General features: G+C 69.6%; 22 protein-coding genes. 11 read left to right on the top strand and 11 right to left on the bottom strand.

Annotation, left to right across the window (positions count from 1 at the left end; all coding sequences use genetic code 11):
- Positions 1-137 precede the first annotated feature (137 nt).
- The gene (locus AB0O24_RS00570; RefSeq protein ID WP_363371748.1) at positions 138-803 is read right to left on the bottom strand and encodes a hypothetical protein; all 666 of its coding nucleotides are present in this window, start codon (positions 801-803) and stop codon (positions 138-140) included.
- Positions 804-1,408: 605 nt separating this feature from the next.
- Here AB0O24_RS00570 and AB0O24_RS00565 point away from each other — a divergent pair.
- Entirely contained in the window at positions 1,409-3,121 is a 1,713-nt protein-coding gene (locus tag AB0O24_RS00565) for an ABC transporter substrate-binding protein (RefSeq protein WP_363371746.1), read from the top strand.
- Between the two features lie 17 nt (positions 3,122-3,138).
- On the opposite strand, the gene AB0O24_RS00560 is transcribed toward AB0O24_RS00565, so the two are convergent.
- Positions 3,139-3,978: a CPBP family intramembrane glutamic endopeptidase gene (locus AB0O24_RS00560; RefSeq protein WP_275801311.1), complete on the bottom strand. Its 840-nt coding sequence runs from the start codon at positions 3,976-3,978 to the stop codon at positions 3,139-3,141.
- 163 nt (positions 3,979-4,141) lie between these two features.
- On the opposite strand from AB0O24_RS00560, the gene AB0O24_RS00555 reads away from it, so the two are divergent.
- From AB0O24_RS00555 to AB0O24_RS00545, 3 genes are all read left to right on the top strand, one after another.
- Positions 4,142-5,935 carry an ABC transporter family substrate-binding protein gene (locus tag AB0O24_RS00555; RefSeq protein WP_275801309.1) on the top strand — a complete coding sequence of 598 codons (1,794 nt, stop codon included), beginning with the start codon at positions 4,142-4,144 and terminating at the stop codon, positions 5,933-5,935.
- 152 nt (positions 5,936-6,087) lie between these two features.
- A complete protein-coding gene (locus AB0O24_RS00550; RefSeq protein WP_275800014.1) occupies positions 6,088-7,632 on the top strand; it encodes an ABC transporter permease in 1,545 nt (514 codons plus the stop codon).
- 31 nt (positions 7,633-7,663) lie between these two features.
- Positions 7,664-8,713 carry an ABC transporter permease gene (locus AB0O24_RS00545; protein ID WP_275800015.1) on the top strand — a complete coding sequence of 350 codons (1,050 nt, stop codon included), beginning with the start codon at positions 7,664-7,666 and terminating at the stop codon, positions 8,711-8,713.
- A gap of 20 nt (positions 8,714-8,733) precedes the next feature.
- Here AB0O24_RS00545 and AB0O24_RS00540 read toward each other — a convergent pair whose 3' ends face one another.
- A complete protein-coding gene (locus AB0O24_RS00540; protein WP_363371741.1) occupies positions 8,734-9,336 on the bottom strand; it encodes a PH domain-containing protein in 603 nt (200 codons plus the stop codon).
- 62 nt (positions 9,337-9,398) lie between these two features.
- Between AB0O24_RS00540 and AB0O24_RS00535 the strand changes: the two genes are divergently transcribed.
- Both AB0O24_RS00535 and typA read left to right on the top strand, forming a co-directional pair.
- Complete coding sequence (locus tag AB0O24_RS00535) at positions 9,399-11,153, top strand: ABC transporter ATP-binding protein (protein ID WP_275799411.1); 1,755 nt, start codon at positions 9,399-9,401, stop codon at positions 11,151-11,153.
- A gap of 134 nt (positions 11,154-11,287) precedes the next feature.
- Entirely contained in the window at positions 11,288-13,201 is a 1,914-nt protein-coding gene (gene typA / locus AB0O24_RS00530) for a translational GTPase TypA (RefSeq protein ID WP_058597994.1), read from the top strand.
- Positions 13,202-13,447: 246 nt separating this feature from the next.
- On the opposite strand, the gene AB0O24_RS00525 is transcribed toward typA, so the two are convergent.
- Entirely contained in the window at positions 13,448-13,810 is a 363-nt protein-coding gene (locus tag AB0O24_RS00525) for a DUF2200 domain-containing protein (RefSeq protein ID WP_275797664.1), read from the bottom strand.
- 128 nt (positions 13,811-13,938) lie between these two features.
- Positions 13,939-14,490 carry a helix-turn-helix domain-containing protein gene (locus AB0O24_RS00520; RefSeq protein WP_275797662.1) on the bottom strand — a complete coding sequence of 184 codons (552 nt, stop codon included), beginning with the start codon at positions 14,488-14,490 and terminating at the stop codon, positions 13,939-13,941.
- 65 nt (positions 14,491-14,555) lie between these two features.
- Between AB0O24_RS00520 and AB0O24_RS00515 the strand changes: the two genes are divergently transcribed.
- The 5 genes from AB0O24_RS00515 to dapC all read left to right on the top strand — a co-directional run bounded on the left by AB0O24_RS00515 (position 14,556) and on the right by dapC (position 17,560).
- On the top strand, positions 14,556-15,284 hold the full coding sequence (locus tag AB0O24_RS00515; protein WP_275797660.1) for an AzlC family ABC transporter permease: 729 nt from the start codon (positions 14,556-14,558) through the stop codon (positions 15,282-15,284).
- The gene (locus tag AB0O24_RS00510) at positions 15,281-15,595 is read left to right on the top strand and encodes an AzlD domain-containing protein (protein WP_275797658.1); all 315 of its coding nucleotides are present in this window, start codon (positions 15,281-15,283) and stop codon (positions 15,593-15,595) included. The genes AB0O24_RS00515 and AB0O24_RS00510 overlap by 4 nt, the downstream gene beginning before the upstream one ends.
- A gap of 47 nt (positions 15,596-15,642) precedes the next feature.
- The gene (locus tag AB0O24_RS00505) at positions 15,643-16,065 is read left to right on the top strand and encodes a histidinol dehydrogenase (RefSeq protein WP_275797656.1); all 423 of its coding nucleotides are present in this window, start codon (positions 15,643-15,645) and stop codon (positions 16,063-16,065) included.
- 67 nt (positions 16,066-16,132) lie between these two features.
- Complete coding sequence (fdxA, locus tag AB0O24_RS00500; protein WP_013586172.1) at positions 16,133-16,453, top strand: ferredoxin; 321 nt, start codon at positions 16,133-16,135, stop codon at positions 16,451-16,453.
- Positions 16,454-16,456: 3 nt separating this feature from the next.
- The gene (dapC, locus tag AB0O24_RS00495; RefSeq protein ID WP_275797652.1) at positions 16,457-17,560 is read left to right on the top strand and encodes a succinyldiaminopimelate transaminase; all 1,104 of its coding nucleotides are present in this window, start codon (positions 16,457-16,459) and stop codon (positions 17,558-17,560) included.
- A 1-nt stretch (position 17,561) separates the two neighbouring features.
- Here dapC and AB0O24_RS00490 read toward each other — a convergent pair whose 3' ends face one another.
- The 6 genes from AB0O24_RS00490 to AB0O24_RS00465 are packed head-to-tail and all read right to left on the bottom strand — an operon-like array spanning position 17,562 to position 24,814.
- Complete coding sequence (locus AB0O24_RS00490) at positions 17,562-19,316, bottom strand: ABC transporter ATP-binding protein (RefSeq protein ID WP_275797650.1); 1,755 nt, start codon at positions 19,314-19,316, stop codon at positions 17,562-17,564.
- Complete coding sequence (locus AB0O24_RS00485) at positions 19,313-20,872, bottom strand: ABC transporter ATP-binding protein (RefSeq protein WP_275797666.1); 1,560 nt, start codon at positions 20,870-20,872, stop codon at positions 19,313-19,315. The genes AB0O24_RS00490 and AB0O24_RS00485 overlap by 4 nt, the downstream gene beginning before the upstream one ends.
- A 2-nt stretch (positions 20,873-20,874) precedes the next feature.
- Positions 20,875-21,678 carry an ABC transporter ATP-binding protein gene (locus tag AB0O24_RS00480; protein WP_363371735.1) on the bottom strand — a complete coding sequence of 268 codons (804 nt, stop codon included), beginning with the start codon at positions 21,676-21,678 and terminating at the stop codon, positions 20,875-20,877.
- Positions 21,675-22,703 carry an iron chelate uptake ABC transporter family permease subunit gene (locus AB0O24_RS00475; RefSeq protein WP_363371733.1) on the bottom strand — a complete coding sequence of 343 codons (1,029 nt, stop codon included), beginning with the start codon at positions 22,701-22,703 and terminating at the stop codon, positions 21,675-21,677. Before AB0O24_RS00475 ends, AB0O24_RS00480 begins: the two co-directional genes overlap by 4 nt.
- Positions 22,700-23,752, bottom strand: a complete 1,053-nt coding sequence (locus tag AB0O24_RS00470) for an iron chelate uptake ABC transporter family permease subunit (RefSeq protein ID WP_363371731.1) — start codon at positions 23,750-23,752, stop codon at positions 22,700-22,702. Before AB0O24_RS00470 ends, AB0O24_RS00475 begins: the two co-directional genes overlap by 4 nt.
- Before the next feature lie 6 nt (positions 23,753-23,758).
- The gene (locus AB0O24_RS00465; RefSeq protein WP_363371728.1) at positions 23,759-24,814 is read right to left on the bottom strand and encodes an ABC transporter substrate-binding protein; all 1,056 of its coding nucleotides are present in this window, start codon (positions 24,812-24,814) and stop codon (positions 23,759-23,761) included.
- Between the last annotated feature and the right edge of the window lie 30 nt (positions 24,815-24,844).

The following is a 24,844-nucleotide window of genomic DNA, read 5'->3' as shown; positions in this document are numbered from 1 at the left end:
CGGCCTCACTCGCTGTGAAGGAGGCCGGGCCGTTCGTGCGCCACAGGAGACCCCGAGACTGCAGACAGCTGACAAACCCACTGCTCGCTGCAATGGGTTTGTCAGCTGTGTGCAGTCTCGGTCTTAGATTGCTCAGTTCACGGAGGCTCGGAGCCTTTGGGTCGAGCGCGGAGCGTGGTGCGGAGCGTGGCCAGACGCGCAAGGTCGGGTGGGTGATCCGGAGAAAGACCGACGGACATCAATAGGGCTCGCAACGCATCGCCGTCGGTGAGGTCATCCCAGCCCCAGTGGACGACAGCCCGGGCTCCGCGACGCAGAAGACGGCGATCGCGGTCCTCTCTTGCCCTGAGCGCGGCGGCCGGGTCCCCGAATCGACCGTCGTACTTGATTCGACCGTCTGCCTCCCCCGCGACTCGTCGCACCGACCACCATATGTCCGCGCGATCACCGCCGGCGCCGTCGGCGCCGATCCACTGTTGAAGTTCGGGCGGCGGAAATCCCCACCATTCGATCGCCGCGCGGCTCAGAGACTCGAAGGCTGATTCGGCTCGCCCGTCCGCTCGGCTCAGCGCCCATCGCGCCGCCCGTCGACCTCGCGCGGACATCCTCTCCTCATTCAGCGTCACCAGGGAGAGCGAGTCGATCGTCCGATCCGCACCGACTGCTGCGTCCGCCGCGACGAGGCCGATGCCGGGATGCCGGTGGCGTGCGATGTCGACGCAGGTGTCCGCGCGCGAGGTCAGGCGTATGCCGTGAATCTCTTCGATGATGCGATCGGCATGCGCGCTCGTATGCACCTGCACCCCACCCGAGTGTCGCGAAGTCGCTGTATCCGGAGCAAGGACGTGGACAGGATGACCAGCCCCCACCGTCGGCAGTCCCCACAGCAGCGCAGCTGACTCCAGACACAGGACATCGTCCGGTGCTACCAGGAGGTGCGCGTGGACTCGCGCCAGATCTCGTTCCCACCCTGCGAGCGACTCCCACTCCACGCGTGGCGCGTAAACGCCTCGCCCGACCGGCACGATCTCTCCACGCCGCACGCTGCGCGTCGAGTGGGTCAGGGCGGACGGCCGGAGGAGGGGGAGAGGGGAGATCGTCGGCATCCGCATCATTCGCCCACCTTTGCCGACAGCACCCGAGCGCGCGTCGTGGCTGAGCTCGTCGGTGGTCAAACCCCGAACTCGCCCTGCTGTGCAGGACGGGCGGCCCTTCGCGAGACTGCATTCAGCTGACATCTCCACTGCAGCCTGCAATGGGGATGTCAGCTGAATGCAGTCTCGGAGCACGGGGCGCCGAAAGCGACGCGCAAGGGCGAGCGGAAGCGCGGGCGGCGCGCACAGGCAATCGCACAGCACGGGTTGGGTAAGGTTCCCCTGTGCACCCTGGCCAGTCTCACGCTCCTCGATTGACCACACGTTCCCGGAGTCTGCTGCGCGCCGCCGCGCTCATCGTGACCGCGACGATCGGACTCTCCGCGTGCTCCGCGCCCGAACCGGCCCCCGAGCCCGAGAAGCCGGTACGCACCAGCCTCACGGTCGGTGTCGTCGGTGCGCTCACGAGCTTCAACGCCGCCACCGCGCAGGGGGCGACGCCCGCCAACCGAGCGGTCTCGTCGCTGCTGGACGAGCGACTCGGCTCTCTCGACGGAGACCTGCAGGTCGTCCCGAACAACGGGATGGGCCGCATCACGCGCGTCGAGGGCGATCCGCTCACGGTCAGCTACGAGCTCTTCCCCGACCGCACCTGGTCGGACGGCACCGCGGTCAGCCTCGACGACCTTCTCTTCGGCTGGGCGGTCTCGTCGCACTTCTTCGACGACGCGACCTACGACGCTCAGGGGCAGGTGGTCTCGGGCACGCGTTACTTCCAGACCGCCACTGCTGCCGATCCGAATGCTCGGACCGAGCGGCCGACGCTCAACCGGGCGAAGGACACCCTGACGCTCGTCTACGACGAGCCCTTCGCCGACTGGAACCGTCAGTGGATGCTGGATCGCCCCGTCCACGTGATCGCCGAGAAGGCCGGGGTCACCGTCCAGCAGCTGATCACGGCCATCTTGACGACGCCCGAGGGCGACCCTTCCGCGCCCGTGGCGCCCAACCCCGTCCTCGCCGCCGCAGCCGCCGCCTGGAACACAGGCTTCGACGCGCCGGCCGGAGGGGTGCCCGACGCCGCCTCGGCGATCGCCGCGGGGCCGTGGAAGGTCTCCGGCGTGACGGCGGACGCCCTCACTCTGGAGCGACGCGACGACTACCAGGGCGCCCACTACCCGGGTCTGACCGGGCTCACCGTCCGGTTCTTCCCCGACCGCGCGACGCAGCTGGCGGCGATGACGGCGGGCGAGATCGACATCGCCAACGTCGGTGACCTCGACGCGGAGCAGCTGAAGGCCCTCACCGACGCGGAGGTGCAGGTCACCACCGGTCCCACCACGCAGACGCTTCAGCTGCGCTTCGCCGACGGCACGCCCGCGGATCTCCGCGAGGCGGTCTCCCTGTCGCTCGACCGCGACGCGCTCGTCAAAGAGCTGCTGCAGGAAGTCCGCCCCGAGGCCCGGCCCCTGCAGTCGTTCCTCTCTTCTCCGGCAACAGGGCAGCTGTACACCGACCTCACCTCGGGGAACAACGCTCCGGCAACATCGGCGGATCCGGATGCCGCGCGCTCCGCGCTCGAGGACCGTGCCGCCGTGCTGCGTGTCGCGTACGACAGCACCGACGATCTGTCGAGCGCGGTCTTCACGAAGCTGGTGACGATGGGCGCGAAGGCGGGGATCGCCGTCCGCGCGGCCACGGCCGAGGAAGAACCCGACGCCACGCTGTCGTGGGTGGGGGAGGACGAGAGCCTCTATCGCTCCGCGCGCGACCGTCTGGCCGAGGGCGTGGACGGTCCGGATGCCCAGCGCACCTTCCGCAAACTCACCACCGACACGGACCCCGTCGACGTGCTCGCCGGTGCGAAGGAGATCGATCGCGCCCTGTTCACGGCCTACGCAGGCGTCCCGCTCTTCGAGCGCACCGGCGCTGTCGCCGTGGGCAAGGGGGTACAGGGCGTCGCGTACACCTCGGAGCCCGAGGGTGTGCCCCCGTCCTTCTGGACGTGGTCCGTCACGACGCCCTGATCGATCCTTCGAGCGGGTCAGGGCGTTCCGCTGGGCGTCGGGGTGGGCGTCGGACCCGGCGTCGGGGTGAAGATCCCGGGCCACCAGGCGGCCGCCAGGGGATAGCCGACGAAGGCGACGATGTCGATGACCGTGTGGGCGATCACCAAGGGCATGACACGGCCCCAACGGCGGTAGCACCAGCCGAACACCAGGCCCATCACGACGTTTCCGAGCGCCGATGGCCATCCCTGATACAGGTGGTAGCTGCCGCGCAGGAGCGCGGTCGATACGATGACCCACGTCCACGACCACCCGAGTCGGCGGAGGCGATCGAACAGGTAGCCGAGGAAGATCACTTCCTCGGTCAACCCGGCTCGCAGCGCGGCGAGGATCAGCAGACCGATCACCCACCACGATGAATCGAGGGGCGCGGGAATGACGGCGATGCTCTGCCCGAGCGCCCGCCCCGCCGCGTAGACGCCGATGCCGGGTGCTCCGATGACCGCGACGAGAAGCAGTCCCCGGGCCGCGTCGCCGCCGAAGCGCCGGAAGTCGAGACCGATGCGGCGCAGCGCGCTCAGGCCCGGCTCCCAGAGGAGGTACACGACCAGCGCGACGAGACCGAGCGAGAAGAAGATGTCGAGGAACTGGTAGATCGCGTCCCACAGCGGCTCGGCGCTGCGGGAGGGGTTCAGCTGCGTCTGCTGCTGCGAGATCGGTGCGCGCGTCGCTGCTCGGATGAAGGACACGACGGAGTAGATCGCCGACTGTCCGACCGACACCAGGAGCACGAGCGCGATCTCCCACGGCAATCTTCGGCGGCGGAAAGTGTCTTGTTCGATCCCGGGTTCGTAAAAGGCCGAGGCGCGGATCATGTTGTCAGATTGCCACATTCAACCGCTTCCGAATTAAAGGTATGTAACGGTTTCCCCAGGAGTTTTGACCAACGCAGAGCGTTTACTTATCGTTTCCGTATCCACGGCTCCCCCTGCTGACGTCTGTTGCGCGGGGAATCGCCAACCTTGCACTGGAGGCAAAGTGTCTGAAAAGACTCGGCGCGCACGCGCCCTGACGGTGGGAGCTGGTGTCGCCGTTGCGGCGCTCGCCCTCGCCGGCTGCACCACGACGGCAGCACCCGAAGGCGGATCCTCCGCCTCCGGCGGCACCATCACGATCGCCACGACGAACGCGTTCACCTCGTTCAACGGCGACACCCCCGAGGCCAACCTCGACACCAACGGCATGGTGGGCTACCTCACCGGTGTCAGCGGCGGTCTGGGCCTCGGTGGCTTCCAGCGCCTCGACAAGGACTTCAGCGTCCTCGACAACACCGACTTCGGCACGTACGAGAAGGTGTCGGACGACCCGCTGACGGTGAAGTACACCATCAACGAGGGCCTGACCTGGTCGGACGGCCAGCCCATCAACGCCGATGACATGCTCGTCAACTGGGCCATCAACTCGGGCTACTACGACGACGCGAAGCTCGACGAGAGCGGCGCCGTCACCAACGGCGGCACGCAGTACTTCACCCTCGCCGGCAGCACCGCGGGCCTCGACACCACCGCGTTCCCCGAGATCAGCGACGACAACATGTCGATGACGCTGACCTACTCGGAGCCCTTCGTGGACTGGGAGCTCGTCAACCCCATCGGCAAGCCGGCCCACGTGCTCGCCGAGAAGGCCGGTGTCTCCGAGGAAGACTTCATCAAGCTCCTCAAGGACACCCCCAAGGGCAACCCGGACGCGCCCGTCGCCCCTAACGCGACGCTCAAGGCCGCGGCCGACTTCTGGAACACGGGATACGACGTCACGGCCATGCCGACCGACGCGAGCCTCCTGGTCGCGAGCGGTCCGTTCATCGTGACCGACTTCACCCCCGAGCAGAGCATCACGCTGGGCAAGAACCCCAACTACAAGGGCAAGATGTCGCCCTCGTACGACCAGCTGATCATCCGCTTCATCGGTGACGCCAACGCGCAGGTCACCGCCCTTCAGAACGGTGAGGTCCAGGCCATCCAGCCGCAGCCCTCCGCCGACACGCTCACCGCGCTCGAGAACGCCAACGCGAAGGTCCACGCCGGCAGCCAGCTGTCGTACGACCACGTCGACCTGAGCTTCGGCGGCGTGTTCGCCGACGCCAACGTCCGCGAGGCGTTCCTGAAGACCATCCCGCGTCAGCAGATCCTCGACTCGATCATCAAGCCGATCAACCCGGATGCCGAGGTCCTGAACTCGCAGATCTTCCTGCCCACGGACGGCGACAAGTACACCACCGCGGTCGCCGCGAGCGGGTACGACACCTTCACCGAGCCCGACATCGAGGGCGCCAAGGCGCTGCTGAACGGTGCGACCCCGACGGTCCGCATCCTCTACAACACCAACAACCCCAACCGTGTCGACAGCTTCCGCGCCATCCAGCAGTCGGCGCAGCAGGCGGGCTTCAACATCGTCGACGCCGGTTCGCCCGACTGGAGCAAGCTCCTCGGCAGCGGCAGCTACGACGTGTCGATCTTCGGCTGGATCTCGCCCGGTGCCGGTAACGCGGCTCTCCCGCAGATCTTCAAGACCGGCGGCGGCGGAAACTACAACAACTACAGCAACGCCACCGTCGACACCCTCGTCGACGAGAGCCAGGTGACCACCGACACCACCAAGCTCGACGACATCAAGGTGAAGATCGACGCCGAAACGGCCAAGGACTACTACGGTCTGCCGCTGTTCCAGCTCCCCGGTCTCTTCGCCGACAACGGTTCCATCCAGGGCGTCGACTACTTCGGCGGCCAGACGGGCATCGTGTGGAACGCGCAGGAGTGGACGTTGGCGGGTTGATAACCCGTTGATCCCTCGCGAGGCGCCGGAGTCGCCCGACTCCGGCGCCTCGTTTCGCGTGTGCGCGTGCGCCGAACCCGGACCGCTCGCGACTATCCTTTCCTGGGCACCTACAGGTGCCTTTCCACCCGATCGAAAGAAGTCCTCCCGCGATGGTCGGATTCATCCTCAGGCGCATCGCCGTCTCGATCCTGGTTCTGCTCGCAGCATCGTTCATCATGTACGTGCTGGCCGCCAACTCCGGCGACCCCCTGCAGGACCTGCGCGACAGCTCCGCCGCAAACCGTGACCAGCTCATCGCCGCCCGTGTCGCGGCGCTCGACCTGAACGTCCCGGTGCCCCTGCGTTACTTCCTCTGGCTCGGCGGTGCCGCCGGCTGCCTCGTTCCGTTCACCGGTGCCTGCAACCTCGGCCTCACCGTCTCGAACGCGGCCGTCCTCGACATCCTCCCGACCGCCATCGGCTCGACTCTCCAGCTCGTGACGGCGTCGTTCGTGCTGGCCATCGTGCTCGGCATCGTGGTCGGCGTGGTCTCGGCCCTGCGCCAGTACAGCGGATTCGACTTCGGCATCACGCTGCTCAGCTTCTTCCTCTTCTCGCTGCCGTCGTTCCTCGTCGCCGTCCTCCTCAAGGAGTTCATGGCGCTCGGGTTCAACAGCTTCCTCGAGTCGGCCACGTCCATCCCGATCTGGCTGATCGTCCTGCTGGCCGTGATCACCGCCGTCATCTGGCAGGCCATGATCGGCGGCGACGTCCGTCGTCGCGTGATCGTCGCTGCGGTCTCGGGTCTCGCGACCGTCGCCCTGCTGGTGTACTTCAACGTCACCGACTGGTTCCGCAACCCGGGTCTCGGGCCCGTCGGTCTCCTCCTGCTGATCGCCGGGATCGTGGTGATCACGACCGCTCTGATCGCGGGTCTGCAGAACCGCCGCGCTCTCATCGTCGCCGCGCTGAACGGCGCGATCGCGTACGCGTGCTACTACGCGCTGCAGGGACTCTTCGACATCTCGACGTTCAACACGATCATCATCCTGGGCGTCGTCGCGGTCGCCGTCGGTGTGATCTCGGGCTACGTCCTGGGTGCACCCGATCGGGGTATGGCCGCGCGCATCGGCGCCCTGGTGGCCTTCCTCTCCGGCGCCCTCGTCGTGCTCGACCGCTACATGCAGTCGTGGCCGCAGTACGTCAACAACCCCCGCATCAACGGGCGTCCGATCGCGACGGTCGGTGCGAGCACGCCGGGGTTCACCGGTGACATGTGGATCACCGGCATCGACACGTTCACCCACCTCCTGCTGCCGACGGTGTCGTTGCTGCTCATCTCCTTCGCGGGATACACGCGGTACGCGCGTGCCGGAATGCTCGAAGTGATGAACCAGGACTACATCCGCACGGCGCGCGCGAAGGGCCTCCCCGAGCGGACCGTCATCCTGCGCCACGGGCTGCGCAACATGCTGATCCCGATCGTGACCCTCGTCGCGACCGACATCGGCGCACTCCTGGGTGGTGCCGTCATCACGGAGAGGGTCTTCGCGATCTCGGGAATGGGAGCGCTGTTCGTCACGTCCATCCAGCGCGTCGACGTCAACCCGGTGATGGGCTACTTCATCGTCATCGCGATCACCGCGATCGTCTTCAACTTCCTGGCTGATCTCGCCTACGCCACGCTCGACCCGCGCGTGCGAGTGGTCGCATGATCGCCGTCATCCGAATCCCGGAGGTCCTCCGATGACCCAGATGCTTCCCGAGCCGGCCAACGTCGACGCTCCGCCGCCCGCGGACGAGCGCAACACGGTCGGGGTGAGCCAGGGACGGCTCATCCTCCGGCGCTTCCTCTCCAACAAGGTCGCCGTCGTGTCAGGCATCCTGTTCATCCTCGTCGCCGTCTTCTCGGTCTCGGCGATCGGTCTCGGCCCCATCCCCGGGTGGTGGAAGTACGACTACACGACCCTCAACCCGCAGAACGACGGAGGGGCGCCGACGCTGTCGATCTGGCCCTTCTCGGTCGGCGAGCACCCGTTCGGTCAGGACCGCATCGGCATCGACTACTTCGCGATGACGATGCGCGGCATCCAGAACTCGATCCTCGTGATGATCGTGATCAGCTTCGTGGGCACGGCCGTCGGTACCGTCATCGGTGCTCTCGCCGGGTACTACCGCGGCTGGGTGGACTCGGTCCTCATGCGCATCACCGACGTGTTCATCGTCATCCCGATCATCGTGATCGGTGCCGTCGTCGGTCGCGCGACCGGTGGTCTCGGCGTGATCCCGCTGGCGTTCTTCCTCGCGATGATCTCGTGGACCACGATCGCGCGCCTCGTCCGCGCCGAGTTCCTGACGCTGCGCGAGCGTGAGTTCGTCGAGGCGGCTCGTGTTGCGGGGGCGAGTGATGCGCGCATCATCTTCAAGCACATCCTGCCCAACGCCATCGGCGTGGTCATCGTCGCGGCGACGCTGCTGGCGGCATCCGCGATCCTCCTCGAGACGGCCCTGAGCTACCTGCAGCTCGGTGTGCGTCCGCCGGACGTCTCGCTCGGCCTGATCATCTCCGACAACCAGTCGGCGTTCCAGACCCGCCCGTGGCTCTTCTGGTGGCCCGCTGTCTTCATCGTTCTGCTCGCGGTCCTCGTGAACTTCGTCGGTGACGGCCTGCGCGACGCCTTCGACCCGCGTCAGAAGCGCTTCTCGCTGCGCCGCACGAAGGAGCAGCCGGCGTCGTCGACGACGGCCCCGGCGAGCACGCAGGCGCGGGTGCACCCGGAGACGCCGTCGTCATGACGACCGTCTCTCGGCGGGTGTCAGGCCAGTGCGACGGCCAGCACCATTCCGGCGACACCCGCGATCAGCAGCAGCAGGTTGTCGACGCGCGGGCTGACCGCCACGCGAACCGACTCGGCGATGCCGGCCTCCACACGGCCGGCATCGCGGAGGGCATGCCAGCGCGAGCGAACGAGTTCGGCCGCGTTGCCGGAGTCCGTCCCGGGCAGCTCGCCCGGCCGGGTGTTCGGTGCCGTCACACCCTCACTGCGTCGGTGGGCGCGCATCGCGCGCAGCGATCCGGTCGCGCCCGGGGCCGGTGCGGCGGTGACACCGATGCGTCGTCCCGGGGTGTGCAACTGCAGGGCGTAGCGGGTGTCGACGTGGATGAGCGCAGCCCACGGCACGCGGTATCGCAGGGCGATGTTGTCGACCTGCACGGCCTCGTCGTCGACGCAGATCGAGGGCGACCAGAGCACGGCGGTCACGACGGCCGCCGCGCCGAGGCCTCCGACGATCACGAGCGCGGGCGCGTCCGAGGCGCCGGGCACCACCAGCAGGCCGATCGCGACCACGGCGATGATCGCCCACGCGATGACGCACAGGATGCGGGTGAACGTCGAACGGAACGTCTGGCGTGGCATCCTCCGATTCTTTCATTTTCCGATCACTCACTCCCGCTGAGCGGGACCGAGAGGACAGTCTCATGAGCACGACCGAGACGGCGGGCGTCCCCGCCCTCCAGATGACCGACCTCAGCGTCGACTTCGCCGTCGACGACGTCTGGGTTCCGGCCGCGAAGAACCTGAACTACTCGATCGCGCGCGGTCAAGTGGTCGCCGTCGTCGGCGAGTCGGGTTCGGGAAAGAGCGTGAGCTCGATGGCCGTGCTCGACCTGCTTCCCAAGAACAGCCGGGTCACCGGAAGCATCAAGGTGAACGGTCGCGAGATCACCGACCTGTCGGGTCGACAGATGCGTGAGCTGCGCGGTCCCGAGGTCGCCGCCATCTTCCAGGAGCCGATGACGGCGCTCAACCCGGTGCTGACGGTGGGGTCGCAGATCATCGAGGCTCTGCGCGCGCACACCCCCATCGCTCCGTCCGCGGCCAAGGCTCGTGCTCTCGAGCTGCTGGGCATGGTCGGCCTGCCCGACCCGGCCAAGGCGTTCGCGTCGTACCCGCACCAGCTCTCGGGCGGTCAGCGCCAGCGCGCGATGATCGCGCAGTCGATCAGCCTCGAGCCCGCCCTGCTCATCGCCGACGAGCCGACGACCGCGCTCGACGTCACGGTCCAGGCCGAGATCCTCGACCTCATCCGCGACCTGCGTGACCGCCTCGACTCGGCCGTGCTGCTCATCACCCACGACATGGGTGTCGTCGCCGACCTCGCCGACTGGATCGTCGTGATGAAGTCGGGCGAGATCGTCGAGCAGGGTCCTGCCGCGGTCGTGCTCGGCGACCCGCAGGACGACTACACGAAGGAACTGCTCGCGTCGGTCCCGCGCCTCGGCGAGACGCTCGAGGGTGAGGCGACGGTCGACATCGTCGAGGCCCTCGCCGCCGCGGTGGCCGAAGGTCCCGCGCACACCGAGGAGATCTCGCTCGCCGCCGAAGCGCCTGTCATCGCCCACCCGGTGCTCGAGCTCGAGCACGTGTCGATCGAGTACGGCAAGAAGGGCCGTGTCGCCGCGTTCCGCGCGGTCGACGATGTGACCCTCGGGATCGCCGAGGGCGAGATCGTCGGTCTGGTCGGCGAGTCGGGCTCGGGGAAGTCGACGATCGGTCGTGCCGCGATCGGGCTGCAGCCGATCGCCGACGGCCGTCTCGTGGTCGACGGCGTCGACATCTCGAGCGGCTCGCGCAAGCTCATCAAGTCGCTGCGTCGTCGCGTCGGCATCGTGTTCCAGGACCCGTCGTCGTCGCTGAACCCCCGCCTCCCGATCGGCGAGTCGATCGGCGAACCGCTCTTCCTCGCCGGTGAGGCGAAGGGCGCCGAGCTCGACGCCCGCGTCGAGAAGCTCCTCGACGAGGTGCGCCTCCCGCGCAGCTACCGCAACCGCTACCCGCACGAACTGTCCGGTGGTCAGAAGCAGCGCGTCGGCATCGCTCGCGCCCTGTCGCTTCAGCCGCGCCTTCTCGTGGCCGATGAGCCCACGAGCGCCCTCGACGTGTCGGTGCAGGCGCGCGTGCTCGAGCTTCTCAGCGAGCTGCAGAAGGAGCACCGTTTCGCGTGTCTCTTCATCAGCCACGACCTCGCCGTGGTCGACGCGATGGCTGACCGGATCGTCGTGCTCAACCGCGGAAAGATCGCCGAGCAGGGCACGCGTGACGAGATCCTGCGTGCTCCGAAGGAGCCGTACACGCAGCGTCTCATCGCCGCGATCCCGGTGCCCGACGTCGAGGTCCAGGCCGCTCGTCGCGAACTGCGTCACGAGCTGCTGAAGGACACGCCGGCATCCTGATCACGAACGGGAAAGGGCGGGGATCCCTCGGGACTCCCGCCCTTTCCTGGTGTCTGCCAGGGAAAGTTGCGGGCGCCCGGTAGAGTGGGAGTGCCCGATTCCGGGCGACACCCCAATTTTCCTGGAGACCCTCCATGGCGCACGCCCTTCGTCCTGACCTCCGTAACGTCGCGATCGTCGCGCACGTCGACCACGGCAAGACGACTCTCGTCGACGCCATGCTCCGCCAGACCGGCTCGTTCGGCGAGCACGCGCACGTCGAAGAGCGCGCGATGGACTCGAACGACCTCGAGCGCGAGAAGGGCATCACGATCCTCGCCAAGAACACGGCGATCGAGTACAACGGCATCCACACCGACGTGCCCGTCACGATCAACGTGATCGACACCCCGGGTCACGCCGACTTCGGTGGCGAGGTCGAGCGTGGCCTCTCGATGGTCGACGGCGTCGTGCTGCTCGTCGATGCGTCCGAGGGCCCGCTGCCCCAGACCCGCTTCGTGCTGCGCAAGGCGCTCGAGGCCAAGCTCCCCGTCATCCTGCTGGTCAACAAGACCGACCGCCCCGACGCGCGCATCGCCGAGGTCGAAGAGGAGGCGCACGACCTGCTGCTGGGTCTCGCGTCCGACCTCGTCGACGACGTGCCCGACCTCGACGTCGACGCGCTGCTCGACGTGCCGGTGGTCTACGCCTCGGGCCGCGCTGGTGCCGCGTCGCTCAACCGCCCCGACAACGGTGCGCTGCCCGACAACGACGACCTCGAGCCGCTGTTCGCCGCGATCCTCGAGCACGTGCCGGCTCCGGCCTACGACGACGAGGCGCCGCTGCAGGCGTGGGTGACGAACCTGGACTCCAGCCCGTTCCTCGGTCGCCTCGCGCTGCTGCGCGTCTTCAACGGCACGCTCAAGAAGGGCCAGACGGTCGCCTGGGTGCGCTCCGACGGCACCACGAGCAACGCCCGCGTGACGGAGTTGCTGAAGACCCGCGCGCTCGAGCGCTTCCCCGCTGAGTCCGCCGGCCCCGGCGACATCGTCGCCATCGCCGGTTTCCCCGACATCACCATCGGCGAGACCATCGCCGACCCCGAGGACGTGCGTCCGCTGCCGGCCATCACGGTCGACGATCCCGCCATCTCGATGACGATCGGCACGAACACCTCGCCCCTGATGGGCAAGGTCAAGGGGCACAAGCTCACCGCCCGCATGGTCAAGGACCGTCTCGACCGCGAGCTCATCGGTAACGTCTCGCTCAAGGTCGTCGACATCGGACGCCCGGATGCCTGGGAGGTCCAGGGCCGCGGCGAGCTCGCCCTGGCGATCCTCGTCGAGAACATGCGCCGCGAGGGCTTCGAGCTCACCGTCGGAAAGCCCCAGGTGGTCACCAAGCGCGGCGAAGACGGGAAGCTCAAGGAGCCCTTCGAGCACCTCACGATCGACGCCCCCGAAGAGCACCTCGGCGCGATCACGCAGCTCATGGCCGCCCGCAAGGGCCGCATGGACAACATGACCAACCACGGCACCGGCTGGGTGCGTATGGAGTTCGTCGTCCCCTCGCGCGGTCTCATCGGCTTCCGTAGCGAGTTCCTGACGATCACGCGCGGCACCGGCATCGCCAACGCGATCTCGCACGGCTACGACGACTGGGCCGGTTCGATCACGACCCGTCAGAACGGCTCGATCGTGGCCGACCGCATGGGTGTCGTCACCCCGTTCGCCATGATCGCCCTGCAGGAGCGCATGAGCTTCTTTGTGCAGCCCACCGAAGAGGTCTACGAGGGCATGGTCATCGGCGAGAACTCGCGCGCTGACGACATGGACGTCAACATCACGAAGGAGAAGAAGCTCACGAACATGCGTTCGTCGACCTCGGACTCCTTCGAGTCAATGACGCCCCCGCGCGTGCTCACGCTGGAGGAGTCGCTCGAGTTCGCGCGCGACGACGAATGCGTCGAGGTCACGCCCGAGAAGGTGCGCATCCGCAAGGTCGTGCTCGACGCGACCGAGCGTGGTCGCGCCGCCTCGCGTTTGAAGCGTCAGGATGCCAACGCCTGAGCGTTGAGTCCGAGAACGGCCCCATCGAGTTCAGGCTCGGTGGGGCCGTTCTGTTTCGCCGCGCAGGTGGCTGAGCCTGTCGAAGCCACCGGACCCTTCGACGGGCTCAGGGTCCTCCCGCGCGCGGCGATGAGGGCGGCCGGGTCCTTCGACGGGCTCAGGGTCCTCCCGCGCGCGGCGATGAGGGCGGCCGGGTCCTTCGACGGGCTCAGGGTCCTCCGTCGTGAGCGGTGGGGCGAGACCCCCTCAGGCGGCGGGAGTGGGTGCCTGTTCCCGGAGCACCTTCGCGAGGGGGCGCCCCTTCGCGAGCTCGTCGACGAGCTTGTCGAGGAGGCGGATGCGGTACATCAACGGGTCGTCGATCTGCTCGACGCGGATGCCGCAGACGACCCCCGTGACCTGATCCGCCCGCGGGTTGAGCGTCGCCTCGCCGAAGAATTCGCGGAGAGTCGTGGTGCCTTCGGCGTGCCGGGTGACCGCGGCCTCGTCGAATCCGGTGAGCCAGCGGATCACGGCATCCAGTTCGTCCTTCGTCCGCCCCTTGCGCTCGACCTTCGTCACGTACAGCGGGTAGACGGAGGAGAAGGTCATGTCGAAGACGCGGGACATGCCCCGAACACTACGCCGCGCGGCGCGGCGGCGCGATGGGCACCCGATGACGTCCGTCGAATGCTGACCGTGAGGCCGTTCGGGCGTGCATTCGGCGCAAGTCAGCGAGGACGTCGGGGGACCCCGGGTCAGTGCGACTCGACCACGCAGACCGCGCTCATCCCGGGGGTCAGTGCCTCGAACACGTGCGGGGCGTCGCCGGGATACGAGAGGTAGTCGCCGGGGGACAGCTCGTACGGGTCGTCGGCGGGACCGACGCGCCCGCGGCCGGTGACCATCACGAGATGCTCGACCGTGCCCCGCGGGTGCGGCTCTGAGACACGCGGGGTCCCGGGTTCGGCGCTCAACAGGTAGATGTCGCGGCGCGCGTGCGGTGGACTCGCCGACAGGAGAACGGCGAGATACTCGGATGCCGCCGAGGGCACGGCCGTGGCCGCTTCTCCGGCGCGGATCAGCGTGGGGGAGCGGACGCCCTCGTCGACGAGGACCGCGAAGGGGACCTCGAGCGCCGAAGCCAGGGCCCACAGCGTCTCGACGCTGGGATTGCCGCCGCCGTTCTCGAGCTGGGAGACGGTGGCTTTCGCGACGCCGGCGCGTCGCGCGAGCTCCGAGACGCTGAGGTCGCGACGCTCGCGTTCGCGCCGCAGGCTCGCCGCGATGCGGTCGCCGAGATCACTCATGTGTTCATTATGCTCGCCGATCGTTCGACTTGACGAACGAACGAGCATCGTTCAGCATGATGTCCATGCGTTCGTTATCGCGAACACCCGAGGGTGTCGCCGCCCGACAGGGCCTCGCCGTCGCCCTGGCGACCAGCGCGTACGGCATCTCTTTCGGGGCGCTGGCCGTGGCATCCGGGCTCGATGTCTGGCAGACGTGCGTGCTGAGCCTCCTGATGTTCACCGGCGGCTCGCAGTTCGCCTTCGTCGGCGTGATAGCGGCCGGGGGACTCGCCGCCGCCCCCGCCGCGATCGCTTCGGCGGCCCTCCTCGGCGTGCGCAACGCGGCCTACGCGATGCGCATGGCCCCGATCGTCGCCGGCGGGTTCTGGCGCAAGGCCGCCGCGACGCCCTTCACGATCGACGAGTCGGTCGCGGTCGGGCTCGCGCAGGACGAGCCTCGGGCGCGGCAGGCGGGCTTCTGGGTGACCGGCGTGGCGATCTGGGTCGGCTGGAACCTGTCGACGCTCCTGGGGGCGCTGCTCGGCGACGTGCTGGGCGACCCCCGCGCGTACGGGCTCGATGCGGCTGCTGCCGCCGCCTTCCTCGCCCTCCTGTGGCCCCGACTTCGCGGTCGTCAGCCGCTCGCGGTCGCGGCGGGGGCCGCCGTCGTCGCGGCGCTGCTGACCCCGGCGCTGATGCCGGGCATCCCGGTGATCGCCGCCGCCGGGGTCGCCGTGGTCGTGGGGCTCTTCGATCCGCGCCCGCCCGCACCCGAACCCGTCGACGTCGCCGAGCAGAAGGGCATGCCATGACCCTGTGGACCGCCGTGCTCCTGGCATCCGTCCTCTGCCTCGCGCTGAAGGCGGTGGGCTATCTCCTTCCCGCCCGGTGGCTCGAGGCCCCGCGGCCGGCGCGGATCGCCGACCTGCTCACGGTGGCGTTGCTCTCGGCGCTCGTGATGGTCCAGACGCTCGGCGCGGGTGCCGCGATCGTCGTCGACGCGCGGGTGCCGGCGGTCGGGGTGGCGGCGCTGCTGCTGTGGGCGCGCGCACCGTTCCTGGTCGTGGTGGCAGCCGCCGCGCTCACCGCTGCCCTCCTGCGCCTGTGGGGGTGGGCGGCCTGATGCCGGTTCTCCGCTGCCGCATAGCGACCCGCGCCTAGACTGACCCGATGAGCTCTGGCATCCTGCGCGTCGTCGGCTGGGTCGTTGCGCTGCTCATCGGCGCCTTCTACGGCGCGGCGGGCACGATCGGCCAGGCCTTCCGTCTCGGGCCGGTGCCGCTCGGACTGCTTCTCGCGACGATCGGCAGCGCCGCGCTACTGGTCGCGCTGCGCACGCTGACGGGCGACCGCGTCAACGCCCTCGCGGGCGGGCTCGGCATCTCGCTCGCGACCTACGTCTTCTCTCAGCCCGGCCCCGGTGGATCGGCGATCGTGGCCGCCCCCAGCCCCGGGATGGAGTGGATCCCGGTGGTGTGGACGATCGTCGGCCCCGCGCTGATGGTCTTCGTGGCGTTCTGGCCGTCGTTCTCGCATCTGCCGCAAGGGACGAGCGCGAACGCCGAGGCGGACGCCCCCGCACACGTCCGCTGACGCCGGGGATCATACGCCCGACGGCGCGCGGCGAAGCCCTTCCGGTGAGCGCGATTAGACTGGTCCCGTGACTTACGTGATCGCCCTCCCGTGTGTCGATGTCAAAGACCGCGCCTGCATCGACGAGTGTCCGGTCGACTGCATCTACGAAGGCGAGCGGTCGCTCTACATCCACCCCGACGAATGCGTCGACTGCGGTGCGTGCGAACCGGTGTGCCCGGTCGAGGCGATCTACTACGAAGACGACCTGCCCGAAGAGTGGTCCGACTACTACAAGGCGAACGTCGAGTTCTTCGACGACATCGGCTCGCCCGGCGGTGCCGCCAAGGTCGGCGTGATCGCCAAGGACCACCCCGTCATCACCGCTCTTCCCCCGCAGAGCCACTGACCCGTGGGCGTCGCCGACCTCGCCGACTACCCCTGGGACGCCGTCGCCCCCTACGCGGAGCGCGCGAGGCGTCACCCCGCCGGCATCGTCGACCTGTCGATCGGCTCGCCCGTCGACCCGACGCCCGCCGTGGTCGCCGAGGCTCTCGCCGACGCGACCGACGCGCACGCGTATCCCCAGACCGCAGGAACGCCCGCTTTGCGTGAGGCGATCGCCGACTGGTACGCCCGTCGACGCGGCGTTCCGGGCCTGACAGCCGCGAACGTCCTGCCCACCGTCGGCTCGAAAGAGCTCGTCGCGTTGCTCCCTCTGCTCCTGGGCCTCGGCCCCGGCGACGTCGTGGTGCACCCGCGCGCGGCGTACCCGACCTACGAGGTGGGTGCCCGTCTCGTGGGCGCCGAGGCGGTGGCATCCGATGATCCGGCCGACTGGCCCGCGAACACGAGGCTCGTCTGGGTCAACTCGCCGGGAAACCCCGACGGCCGCGTCCTGTCGGTGGCCGAGATGACGGATGCCGTGTCCCGGGCGCGAGAGCTCGGAGCCGTTCTGGCGTCGGACGAGTGCTACGCCGAACTCGGGTGGGACGCTCCCTGGGACGTCGAGCGCGTGCCGAGCGTGCTCGATCCCGCCGTGGTCGGCGACGACCTAACCGACGTGCTGTCGGTGTACTCGCTGAGCAAGCAGTCGAACCTCGCCGGGTACCGCGCGGCGTTCCTGGCCGGTGACGCCGCGCTCGTCGCGCGACTGCTCACCGGACGCAAGCACCTCGGCCTCATGCCTCCCGCTCCCGTGCAGCGCGCGATGACCGTGGCTCTCGGCGACGACGCGCACGTCGCGGAGCAACGCGAGCGGTACGCCCGTCGTCGGGCCGTGCTGAAGCCCGCGGTCGAGGCGGCCGGCTTCACCGTCGACCGCAGCGAGGCCGGTCTGTACCTGTGGGCCACCGAGGGGCGCGACGCGTGGGAGAGCGTGGGGCGGCTCGCCGACCTCGGCATCCTCGTCGGCCCGGGGCACTTCTACGGCACGCACTTCCCGAACCACGTCCGGTTCTCGCTGACCGCGACCGATGAGCGGATCGCCGCGGCGGCAGAGCGGCTCGCGCCCTGATTCAGCGCGAACGACTCCACGCGTCCCACAGGCGCGCGTAGGCCCCGCCCGCGGTGCGGAGGTCGTCGTGAGTGCCCTCCTCGCGCACACGACCCGCGTCGAGCAGGACGACACGGTTCGAGGCCGCGGCCTGGCTGAGCCGATGCGCGACGACCAGAGCGGTCCGGCCCTCGATCGCCGCCAGGGCCGCGTCCTCGAGCCGTCCGGCCTCGGCGGAGCCGGCCTCGGCCGTGGCCTCGTCGAGCACGACGAACGCGGGGTCGGCGAGCAGCACGCGCGCCAGCGCGAGATGCTGGGCCTCGGAGGGCGAGAGGGGAGTGCCCGATGCCCCGACCGGTTCATCGAGGCCGCGGGTCAGGCGCGCGGCGATGCTCTCGCCGCCCACGCGCCGCAAGGCGGCACGCACCTCGTCGTCGGTCGCCTGCGGGGCCGCGAGGGTGAGATTGTCGCGGAGGTCGGCGTCGAAGACATGTACCTCCTGCGTGACGAGGGCGACGGATCGCGGTCGGTCGACCTGGCCGACGAGGGGATCGTGAACGCCGGCCGCGATCGCGGCGAGCGTGGATTTCCCCGCACCCGACGCTCCGACCACCGCCACGCTCTCGCCTGCCGCGATCCGCAGTGACACGTCGTTCAGCACGGCGTGATTGGCCTCGTACGCGTGAGTGATGCCGCGCAGGTCGACGTCGCGCGGTTCGATGTCGCGTGGTTCGATGTCGCGCGGCTCGACCGCGTTGTGCTCGCGCGACGGTTCGCCCGCGGCATCCCGAGGCGCCGCCGTACGGATGACGCCGACGATGCGAGAGAGCGACGCCAGGGCCGACTGCAGGTCGTCGACGACGAAGAGCAGCTCGTTGATCGGCCCGAACAGGCGGAGGAACAGCAGCATGGCGGCGGTGGTCCCACCCACACTGCCGTGCCCGTTCGCGACGAGGATGAACCCCACGACGAGCAGACCCGCCATGCCGAGGAACTCCGCCGCGTTCAGCCGGGCGAAGAACAGGTTCTGGATTCCGCGTGCGCGCATGCTCCACCGCACGACGGCCCACGACGCGGTCGAGATACGGTCCAGGTGCGAGGGGGCCGTGCGGTAGGCGCGGACGGTCTCCAGCCCGCGCAGCGTGTCGAGGAGATGCTGTGCGCGCTCGGCCATCGCGGCGCGCTCCGCCGCGTAGACGCCGGGGGCGTGACGCAGATAGCGACGCACCGCGAACACGTGCAGGGGCGTGATGGCCACCAACGCCACCGCGTACCAGGGATCGATGACCGCCATGCCGACGACGGTGACGGCGATCGTGAACGCGGCACCGACGAGGGCCGGGACGACGCGGGGGATGGCATCCGACACCTGGGCGACATCGTCGCCGGCACGGGCGATCAGATCGCCGGTGCCGGCGCGCTCGACGCGAGCCGGAGGCAGGTGCAGGGCGGTGTCGACCATCCGCTCACGGAGGTCGGCGAGAGCGGTCTCGAACAGCTGCGAGGCCGAGACCATACCGACGGCGGTGAGCACGGCCCCGGTCACGACCGCGCCGGCCATCACGGCGGCGAGCGTCCACGCGAGCGGCGGTGCGTCCTCGCCCGCGCCGATCGCGTCCACGACGACCCCGAGGGCGAGCGGGCCCACCACTCCCGACGCCGCAGCCGCGAGCACGACCACGATGAGCGACGGCAGACGCCACCATCCACGCGGAAGGGACCTCCGGAGTTCGTGCGCGACCTCCCGGGCCGACGCGAGCGGGAGGGCGACACTCATTCGTCCGCTCCCTCGGGCATGCGGATCACGCGATCCGCGATGGCGGCGAAGGCCGGTGCGCGTGTGATGACGACGGTGCGCCGATGACGCCGCATCTCGCGGACCCGCTCGGCGATTCGCGCTTCGGTGACGGCGTCGACGGCGGTGGTCGGATCGTGCAGCACCAGCAGTTCGGGGTCATGCGCGAGAGCGCGCGCGAGGGCGACCCGTTGACGCTGACCGCCCGAGAGCGCGCTGCCGTTCTCGCCGACGCGGCTGTCGAGTCCGGCGGGAAGCGCGGTGGCGAGTTCGTCGCACACGGCGGCGTGAAGGGCCGCTGACAGGGCTGTGGCATCATCCGGCGGGGTGACGTTGTCGGCGACCGTCCCGGTGAACAGGTGCGCAGCGTGCGGAGCATGGAGGGCTTCGGGATGCCGTGCCCGCAGGGCCGCGGTCACCTCGGCGGCCCGGTCGCCGCCGCACGCGACGACCACGAACTCTCCGGGCCGGATCTCCGGCGCCCGCTGTGCCGCCGGGCTCGGCGGCGCGACGACCGCGACAGGTTCGGCGTCGCGGAGGACATCGAGCACCCGCGCCGCAGAGGCCGTCGCCGACGCCCACCACGCTCCGGTGTACAGCGCGAGCGCGCGCAGCGGCTCGAGGAGGAACTGCGCGAGTCCCACGACCGCGATGAACTCGCCGAGGCCGAGGCTTCCCGACAGCGTGAGCAGCGCCGCGGCGACCGCGACGGCGGTGAGGAACAGTCCCGTGACGACGCTCATGGCCCCGCCGAAGACCCCCTCGGCACGTCGGGCGCGCATGGTATCGGTGAGGGCGTCACGGCTGGCGCGACGGTAGCGGCGGCTCGCCTCGGCTTCGGCGCCGATGCCGCGGATCACGCGGTATCCGCTCATGAGGTCGGCGGCCCGACCCGCCGCAGCGGCCGCGGCTTCCTGCTCCTCACCGCTGCGGTCGCGCAGTCGTCGGCCCGCGCGCTCCGTGACCCACAGCAGGATCGGCGCGCCGAGCAGGACGGCGAGGCCCAGCGGCCACGAGACGGTGACGAGCACGGCTCCGCCGAAGAGTACCGCGGCGAGCTGGCCCACGGGGTAGACGCCGATCTCCACGGCCTCCGCGAGCCTGTTGGCGTCGGACGTGGCGATCGAGAGGGCGACACCCGGCTGCTCCGACGGACGCCCCGGTCGTGGTGGTCGCCCGAGAAGGTGGGTCGCGACGGTGATGCGGAGACGGTGTTGGACGGCCAGCATGCCCAGTTCCGCGAGACGCGATCCGAAACGCCAGGAGAAGGACAGCAGGACGAAGTCGGCCGCGAGCACACCGAGCCACAGCAGGAGCTGAGCGGGATCGCCGGTCGTGACCGCGCGTTCGATCGCGAGCCCCATGACGATGGGGACGAGGGCTTCGCCCACCTGGTGGGTGATCGAGAGCACGGCGGCCGGAACGGTGTAGCGCGGCGCGGCGCCCATCGCCCGCAGCGCCAGCGAGCGCGGGGTCGTTCGATCGGTGACCGACAGATCTCGGGTGCGAACGGGGTCGGCGGGAGCCTGGAGCAGCATCTTCACGGACGGACCGCCCGGTCTCGACCGAGGGCCGAGACCGCGGGCGTCCCCGCCACGGGGTCGGGGGTCACCACGCAGCGCAGACCGAAGACGTCCTCGACCATCTCGGCCGTCACGATGTCGGCCGGGGCGCCTTCGGCGACGATCCGCCCATCTTTCACGGCGATGAGGTGGCTCCCGTATCGCGCCGCCTGGTTCAGGTCGTGCAGTACCGCCACGAGCGTGCGGCCCTGCTCGTTCAGGTCGGTGAGCAGCTCCATGAGCTCGATCTGGTGGGCGATGTCGAGGAAGGTCGTGGGTTCGTCGAGCAGCAGGATCGGCGTCTGCTGCGCCAGCGCCATGGCGATCCAGACCCGTTGGCGCTGGCCGCCCGACAGCTCCGCGACGAGACGTCCCGACAGATCCGCCGTGCCGGTGGCATCCAGAGCTTGCCGCACCGCCGCCTCGTCGTCGACGGACCACTGCCGCAGAAACCCCTGGTGGGGGTACCGTCCGCGGGCAACCAGGTCGATGACCGTGATGCCGTCGGGAGCGAGAGACGTCTGCGGAAGCAGGCCCACGGCGCGCGCGAGCTCTTTGGGTTGGTATTCCCCCAACGGACGTTCGTCGAGCCGCACCTCGCCCGATACGGGTGAGAGGAGGCGGGCGAGAGCGCGCAACAGCGTCGACTTGCCGCTCGCGTTGGCGCCCACGATAACGGTGAAGGAGCCGTCGGGAATGGCGACCGACAGCTTTTCCGAGATGATGCGGCGGTCGTAGCCGATGGTCAGATCATGAGCGGCGAGGCGGACGGGAGCGGTCATGCGCGTCTCCGGGTTTCGTGGATGAGGAGCCAGACGAGGTAGAGGCCGCCGACGACGACGGTGACCAGGCCCACGGGAAGCGGCGTGGGCAGCGTGTGCTGAGCGACGATGTCGGATGCCAGGAGCACGACCGCCCCGACGAGCGCCGACGGCGCGAGGGCGATGCCGGCCGTCCGGGCCAGCCGCCGTGCGATCTGCGGTGCGGCGAGGGCGACGAAAGCGATGGGGCCTGCGGCCGCGGTGACCACCGCGGTCAGGGCGACGGCGCAGACGACCAGACCGAGCCGGGACCTCTCGACGCGGACTCCGAGCGCCCGCGCCGCATCGTCGCCGAGTTCGAGGCGCGAAAGGGCACCGGTGAAGACGGCGAGGGCAGCGAGGGAGACCGCGATCACCGCGGCGGCGGGGAGGAACTGCCCCCATCCGACCGGCGACAGCGAGCCCGCGCCCCACACGGCGGCGACCATCGCCACTTCGATCTTGGCTCGCAGCACGAGGTAGGTGCTGAGTGCTTGGAGCATCGCCGAGACACCGATTCCGACGACGATCAGACGGAACCCCTGGATGCCGCGTCGGTAAGCGAGCGCGTACACCAGAGCCGCGGCGGCGAGGCCTCCCGCGATCGCCCCCGCGGAGACGGGAGCAGTGCCCGCAGCCGCCCCGAAGAGAATGATCGCGCTCAAACCGCCGGCGTAGGAGCCGGCCGAGAGCCCGATGACGTCGGGGCTGGCGAGCGGGTTCCTGGTGAGCGACTGGAAGACCGCTCCCGACACGCCCAGAGCGGCGCCGAAGACGAGAGCGGCGAGCACGCGCGGAAGCCGCCACTCGCGGACGACGGTCGCCGTGAAGCCGTGGTCAGCGCCGAGAAGGGCACCCCCGACCTGGGCAGGGGTGAGCGGCAGGTCGCCGAGACAGAGGGCGAGGACGGCGAGGATCGCCGCGATCACGGCGACGACGACCCCCGTCGTGAGCGTGCGCCCGCGGAAACGCAGCGACACCGGCCCGCGGCGGATGACGAGGCTCACAGGCTGCTCGCTCTCGCCCGACGCACCAGCGCGATGAGCACGGGTGCTCCCACGAAGGCGGTGACGATCCCCACCGGCACTTCGCTCGGCCACAGGACCACTCGACCGATCACATCGGACACCAGGAGCACCGTCGGTGCGATCACCATCGTGTACGGGAGGATCCACCTCTGGTCCGGCCCGACGATCCATCTCGCGACGTGCGGAGCCATGAGGCCGACGAAGGCGATCGGACCGGCGATCGCCGTCGCCGATCCCGCGAGGACGGTGATGGCCGCGATCGAGAGCACACGGGTGCGCGCGAGTCTCGTGCCGAGGGAGGAGGCGAGTTCGTCGCCGAGACCGAGAGAGTTGAGCGACCGCGCGCAGGCGAGGGCCACGACGACGCCGCAACCGACGAAAGGGAGGACGGGGAGGATGACGTCCCACCCGCGTTCCACGAACGAACCCGCGTTCCACCCCCGCAGGCGCGCGAAGGTGACCGGATCGAGGAGCATCATCGCGCTCGTGACGCCCATGAGCACGGCTCCGACGGCGACCCCGGCCAGGGTCAACCGCACGGGATCGGGTCCGCCGCGTCCCGCTCCGCCGATCGCGTAGACGGCGATGGTGACCACGAGGGCGCCGCCGAACGCCCAGGGGAGGAACTGCACGGCGGTCACAGCGCCCAGGACGACGCCGATCGCGACGAAGAGGGCGGCGCCGGCATCCACTCCCAGGATGCCGGGATCGCCGAGCGGATTCCGGGTGAATGCCTGGATCAGCGCGCCGGCGAGTCCGAGGGCGACCCCGGCGACAACCGCGGCGATCGTGCGGGGGACGCGCAGGTCACGCACGATCTGATCGGCGACCGCTCCGTCGGGGGTGGCCAGGGCATGCCAGATCTCGGCGGGGGAGAGGGCGTTCGAGCCGATCGCGACGCTGAGGCCCGCCGCCACGGCGAGGGCGATCACGGCGACGACGAGACCTGCGGCGCGGCGACGAGGGGAGGCGGAGGGGCGGTCGCGCCGCGCGGCAGGGCGCGACGCGACCGCAAGGGGCGAGATCACCGCGGGTCAGCCCTCGACACTCTGCGGGGAGGTGCCGGCGACGGCCTTCTCGAGGCGGGGGACGAGCTTGTCGATGACGTACTTCTGGCTCAGCGGCGTGAGGAAGTAGATGGCGCCCGCGAGCTCGGCGTCAGTGTAGACGGCGCGTCCTCCGGTGACCGCCGACAGCGACCGCGTCGTTCCGAAGTCGAGCAGCGCAGGCAGCGAGCCGGCGCTCTCGGTGGCGAAGACGATGACGTCGGCGTCGATGAGCGACATGTTCTCGCCCGAGATGAGCGCCTGCGCGCCCTTCTGCTGAACGTACTTCTCGAGCCCCGGGGTGATCACGAAGCCGAGGTCGGTGAGGAAGTCGGTGTTCAGGCCGTCGGGATACACGTAGATGCTGCCCTCCCAGGGGCCGCCCTGCGAGAACGACGCCGTCTTGCCGGCGAACTCGGGGTGGGCGGCCGCGGCCGCCGCGTACTGCTCTTCGATGCCGGTGATGAGCTTCTCGCCCTCGGTGCTGCGTCCCATCGCCTGCGCGATCTGCCGGGTCTGACCCTTCCAGTCGGAGAAGTAGCGCTCGCTGCCGGGGACGCTCGCGATCGTGGGAGCGATCGCGCTGAGCTTGGTGTAGTCGTCGGCCGTCATGTTCGCGTTCGTGCCGACGATGAGGTCGGGCTCGAGCGAGGCGATCTTCTCGAACTCGAAGCCGTCGGTGGCCGACAGCACGGTCGGCTCGGCGCCGTTGAGCAGATCGGTCGCCCATGGCCAGACGGCGTACGGCTGTTCCCCGTACCACTCGGTCGTGGCGATGGGGGGTGTGCCGAGTTCGAGGAGGATGTCCTGCTCGGTGAGGCCCACGACGACGACGCGCTGGGGTTCCGCCTCGACCGTGGTCTCGCCGAACTGGTGGGTCACGGTGACGGGGAACGTGTCGCTCGGTTCGGTCGAATAGGTCGTGTTCTCGGCGACCGCCGTGGCGGTGCCGCCGCAGCCGGCGAGGAGGGCGGCGGTGACGGCGAGGACGGTGCCGAGCGCGGCGAGGCGCGCGGGACGGGAGCGGTGCAGGGTGACGGACATGGAGGCTCTCGGGTAGACGGGTAAGGGCGC

This window comes from Microbacterium sp. NPDC086615 (assembly GCF_040686055.1).
Lineage (GTDB): Bacteria > Actinomycetota > Actinomycetes > Actinomycetales > Microbacteriaceae > Microbacterium.
This window is presented reverse-complemented; position numbering and strand designations above follow the sequence as displayed.

Coding starts and splice junctions, on each gene's coding strand:
- AB0O24_RS00465 (WP_363371728.1), bottom strand. CDS start 24,814: ATGTCCGTCACCCTGCACCGCTCCCGTCCCGCGCGCCTCGCCGCGCTC.
- AB0O24_RS00560 (WP_275801311.1), bottom strand. CDS start 3,978: ATGATCCGCGCCTCGGCCTTTTACGAACCCGGGATCGAACAAGACACT.
- AB0O24_RS00520 (WP_275797662.1), bottom strand. CDS start 14,490: ATGAGTGATCTCGGCGACCGCATCGCGGCGAGCCTGCGGCGCGAACGC.
- AB0O24_RS00485 (WP_275797666.1), bottom strand. CDS start 20,872: ATGCTGCTCCAGGCTCCCGCCGACCCCGTTCGCACCCGAGATCTGTCG.
- AB0O24_RS00525 (WP_275797664.1), bottom strand. CDS start 13,810: ATGTCCCGCGTCTTCGACATGACCTTCTCCTCCGTCTACCCGCTGTAC.
- AB0O24_RS00480 (WP_363371735.1), bottom strand. CDS start 21,678: ATGACCGCTCCCGTCCGCCTCGCCGCTCATGATCTGACCATCGGCTAC.
- AB0O24_RS00505 (WP_275797656.1), top strand. CDS start 15,643: ATGAGCTCTGGCATCCTGCGCGTCGTCGGCTGGGTCGTTGCGCTGCTC.
- AB0O24_RS00550 (WP_275800014.1), top strand. CDS start 6,088: ATGGTCGGATTCATCCTCAGGCGCATCGCCGTCTCGATCCTGGTTCTG.
- AB0O24_RS00535 (WP_275799411.1), top strand. CDS start 9,399: ATGAGCACGACCGAGACGGCGGGCGTCCCCGCCCTCCAGATGACCGAC.
- AB0O24_RS00515 (WP_275797660.1), top strand. CDS start 14,556: ATGCGTTCGTTATCGCGAACACCCGAGGGTGTCGCCGCCCGACAGGGC.
- typA (WP_058597994.1), top strand. CDS start 11,288: ATGGCGCACGCCCTTCGTCCTGACCTCCGTAACGTCGCGATCGTCGCG.
- AB0O24_RS00510 (WP_275797658.1), top strand. CDS start 15,281: ATGACCCTGTGGACCGCCGTGCTCCTGGCATCCGTCCTCTGCCTCGCG.
- AB0O24_RS00490 (WP_275797650.1), bottom strand. CDS start 19,316: ATGAGTGTCGCCCTCCCGCTCGCGTCGGCCCGGGAGGTCGCGCACGAA.
- AB0O24_RS00540 (WP_363371741.1), bottom strand. CDS start 9,336: ATGCCACGCCAGACGTTCCGTTCGACGTTCACCCGCATCCTGTGCGTC.
- AB0O24_RS00545 (WP_275800015.1), top strand. CDS start 7,664: ATGACCCAGATGCTTCCCGAGCCGGCCAACGTCGACGCTCCGCCGCCC.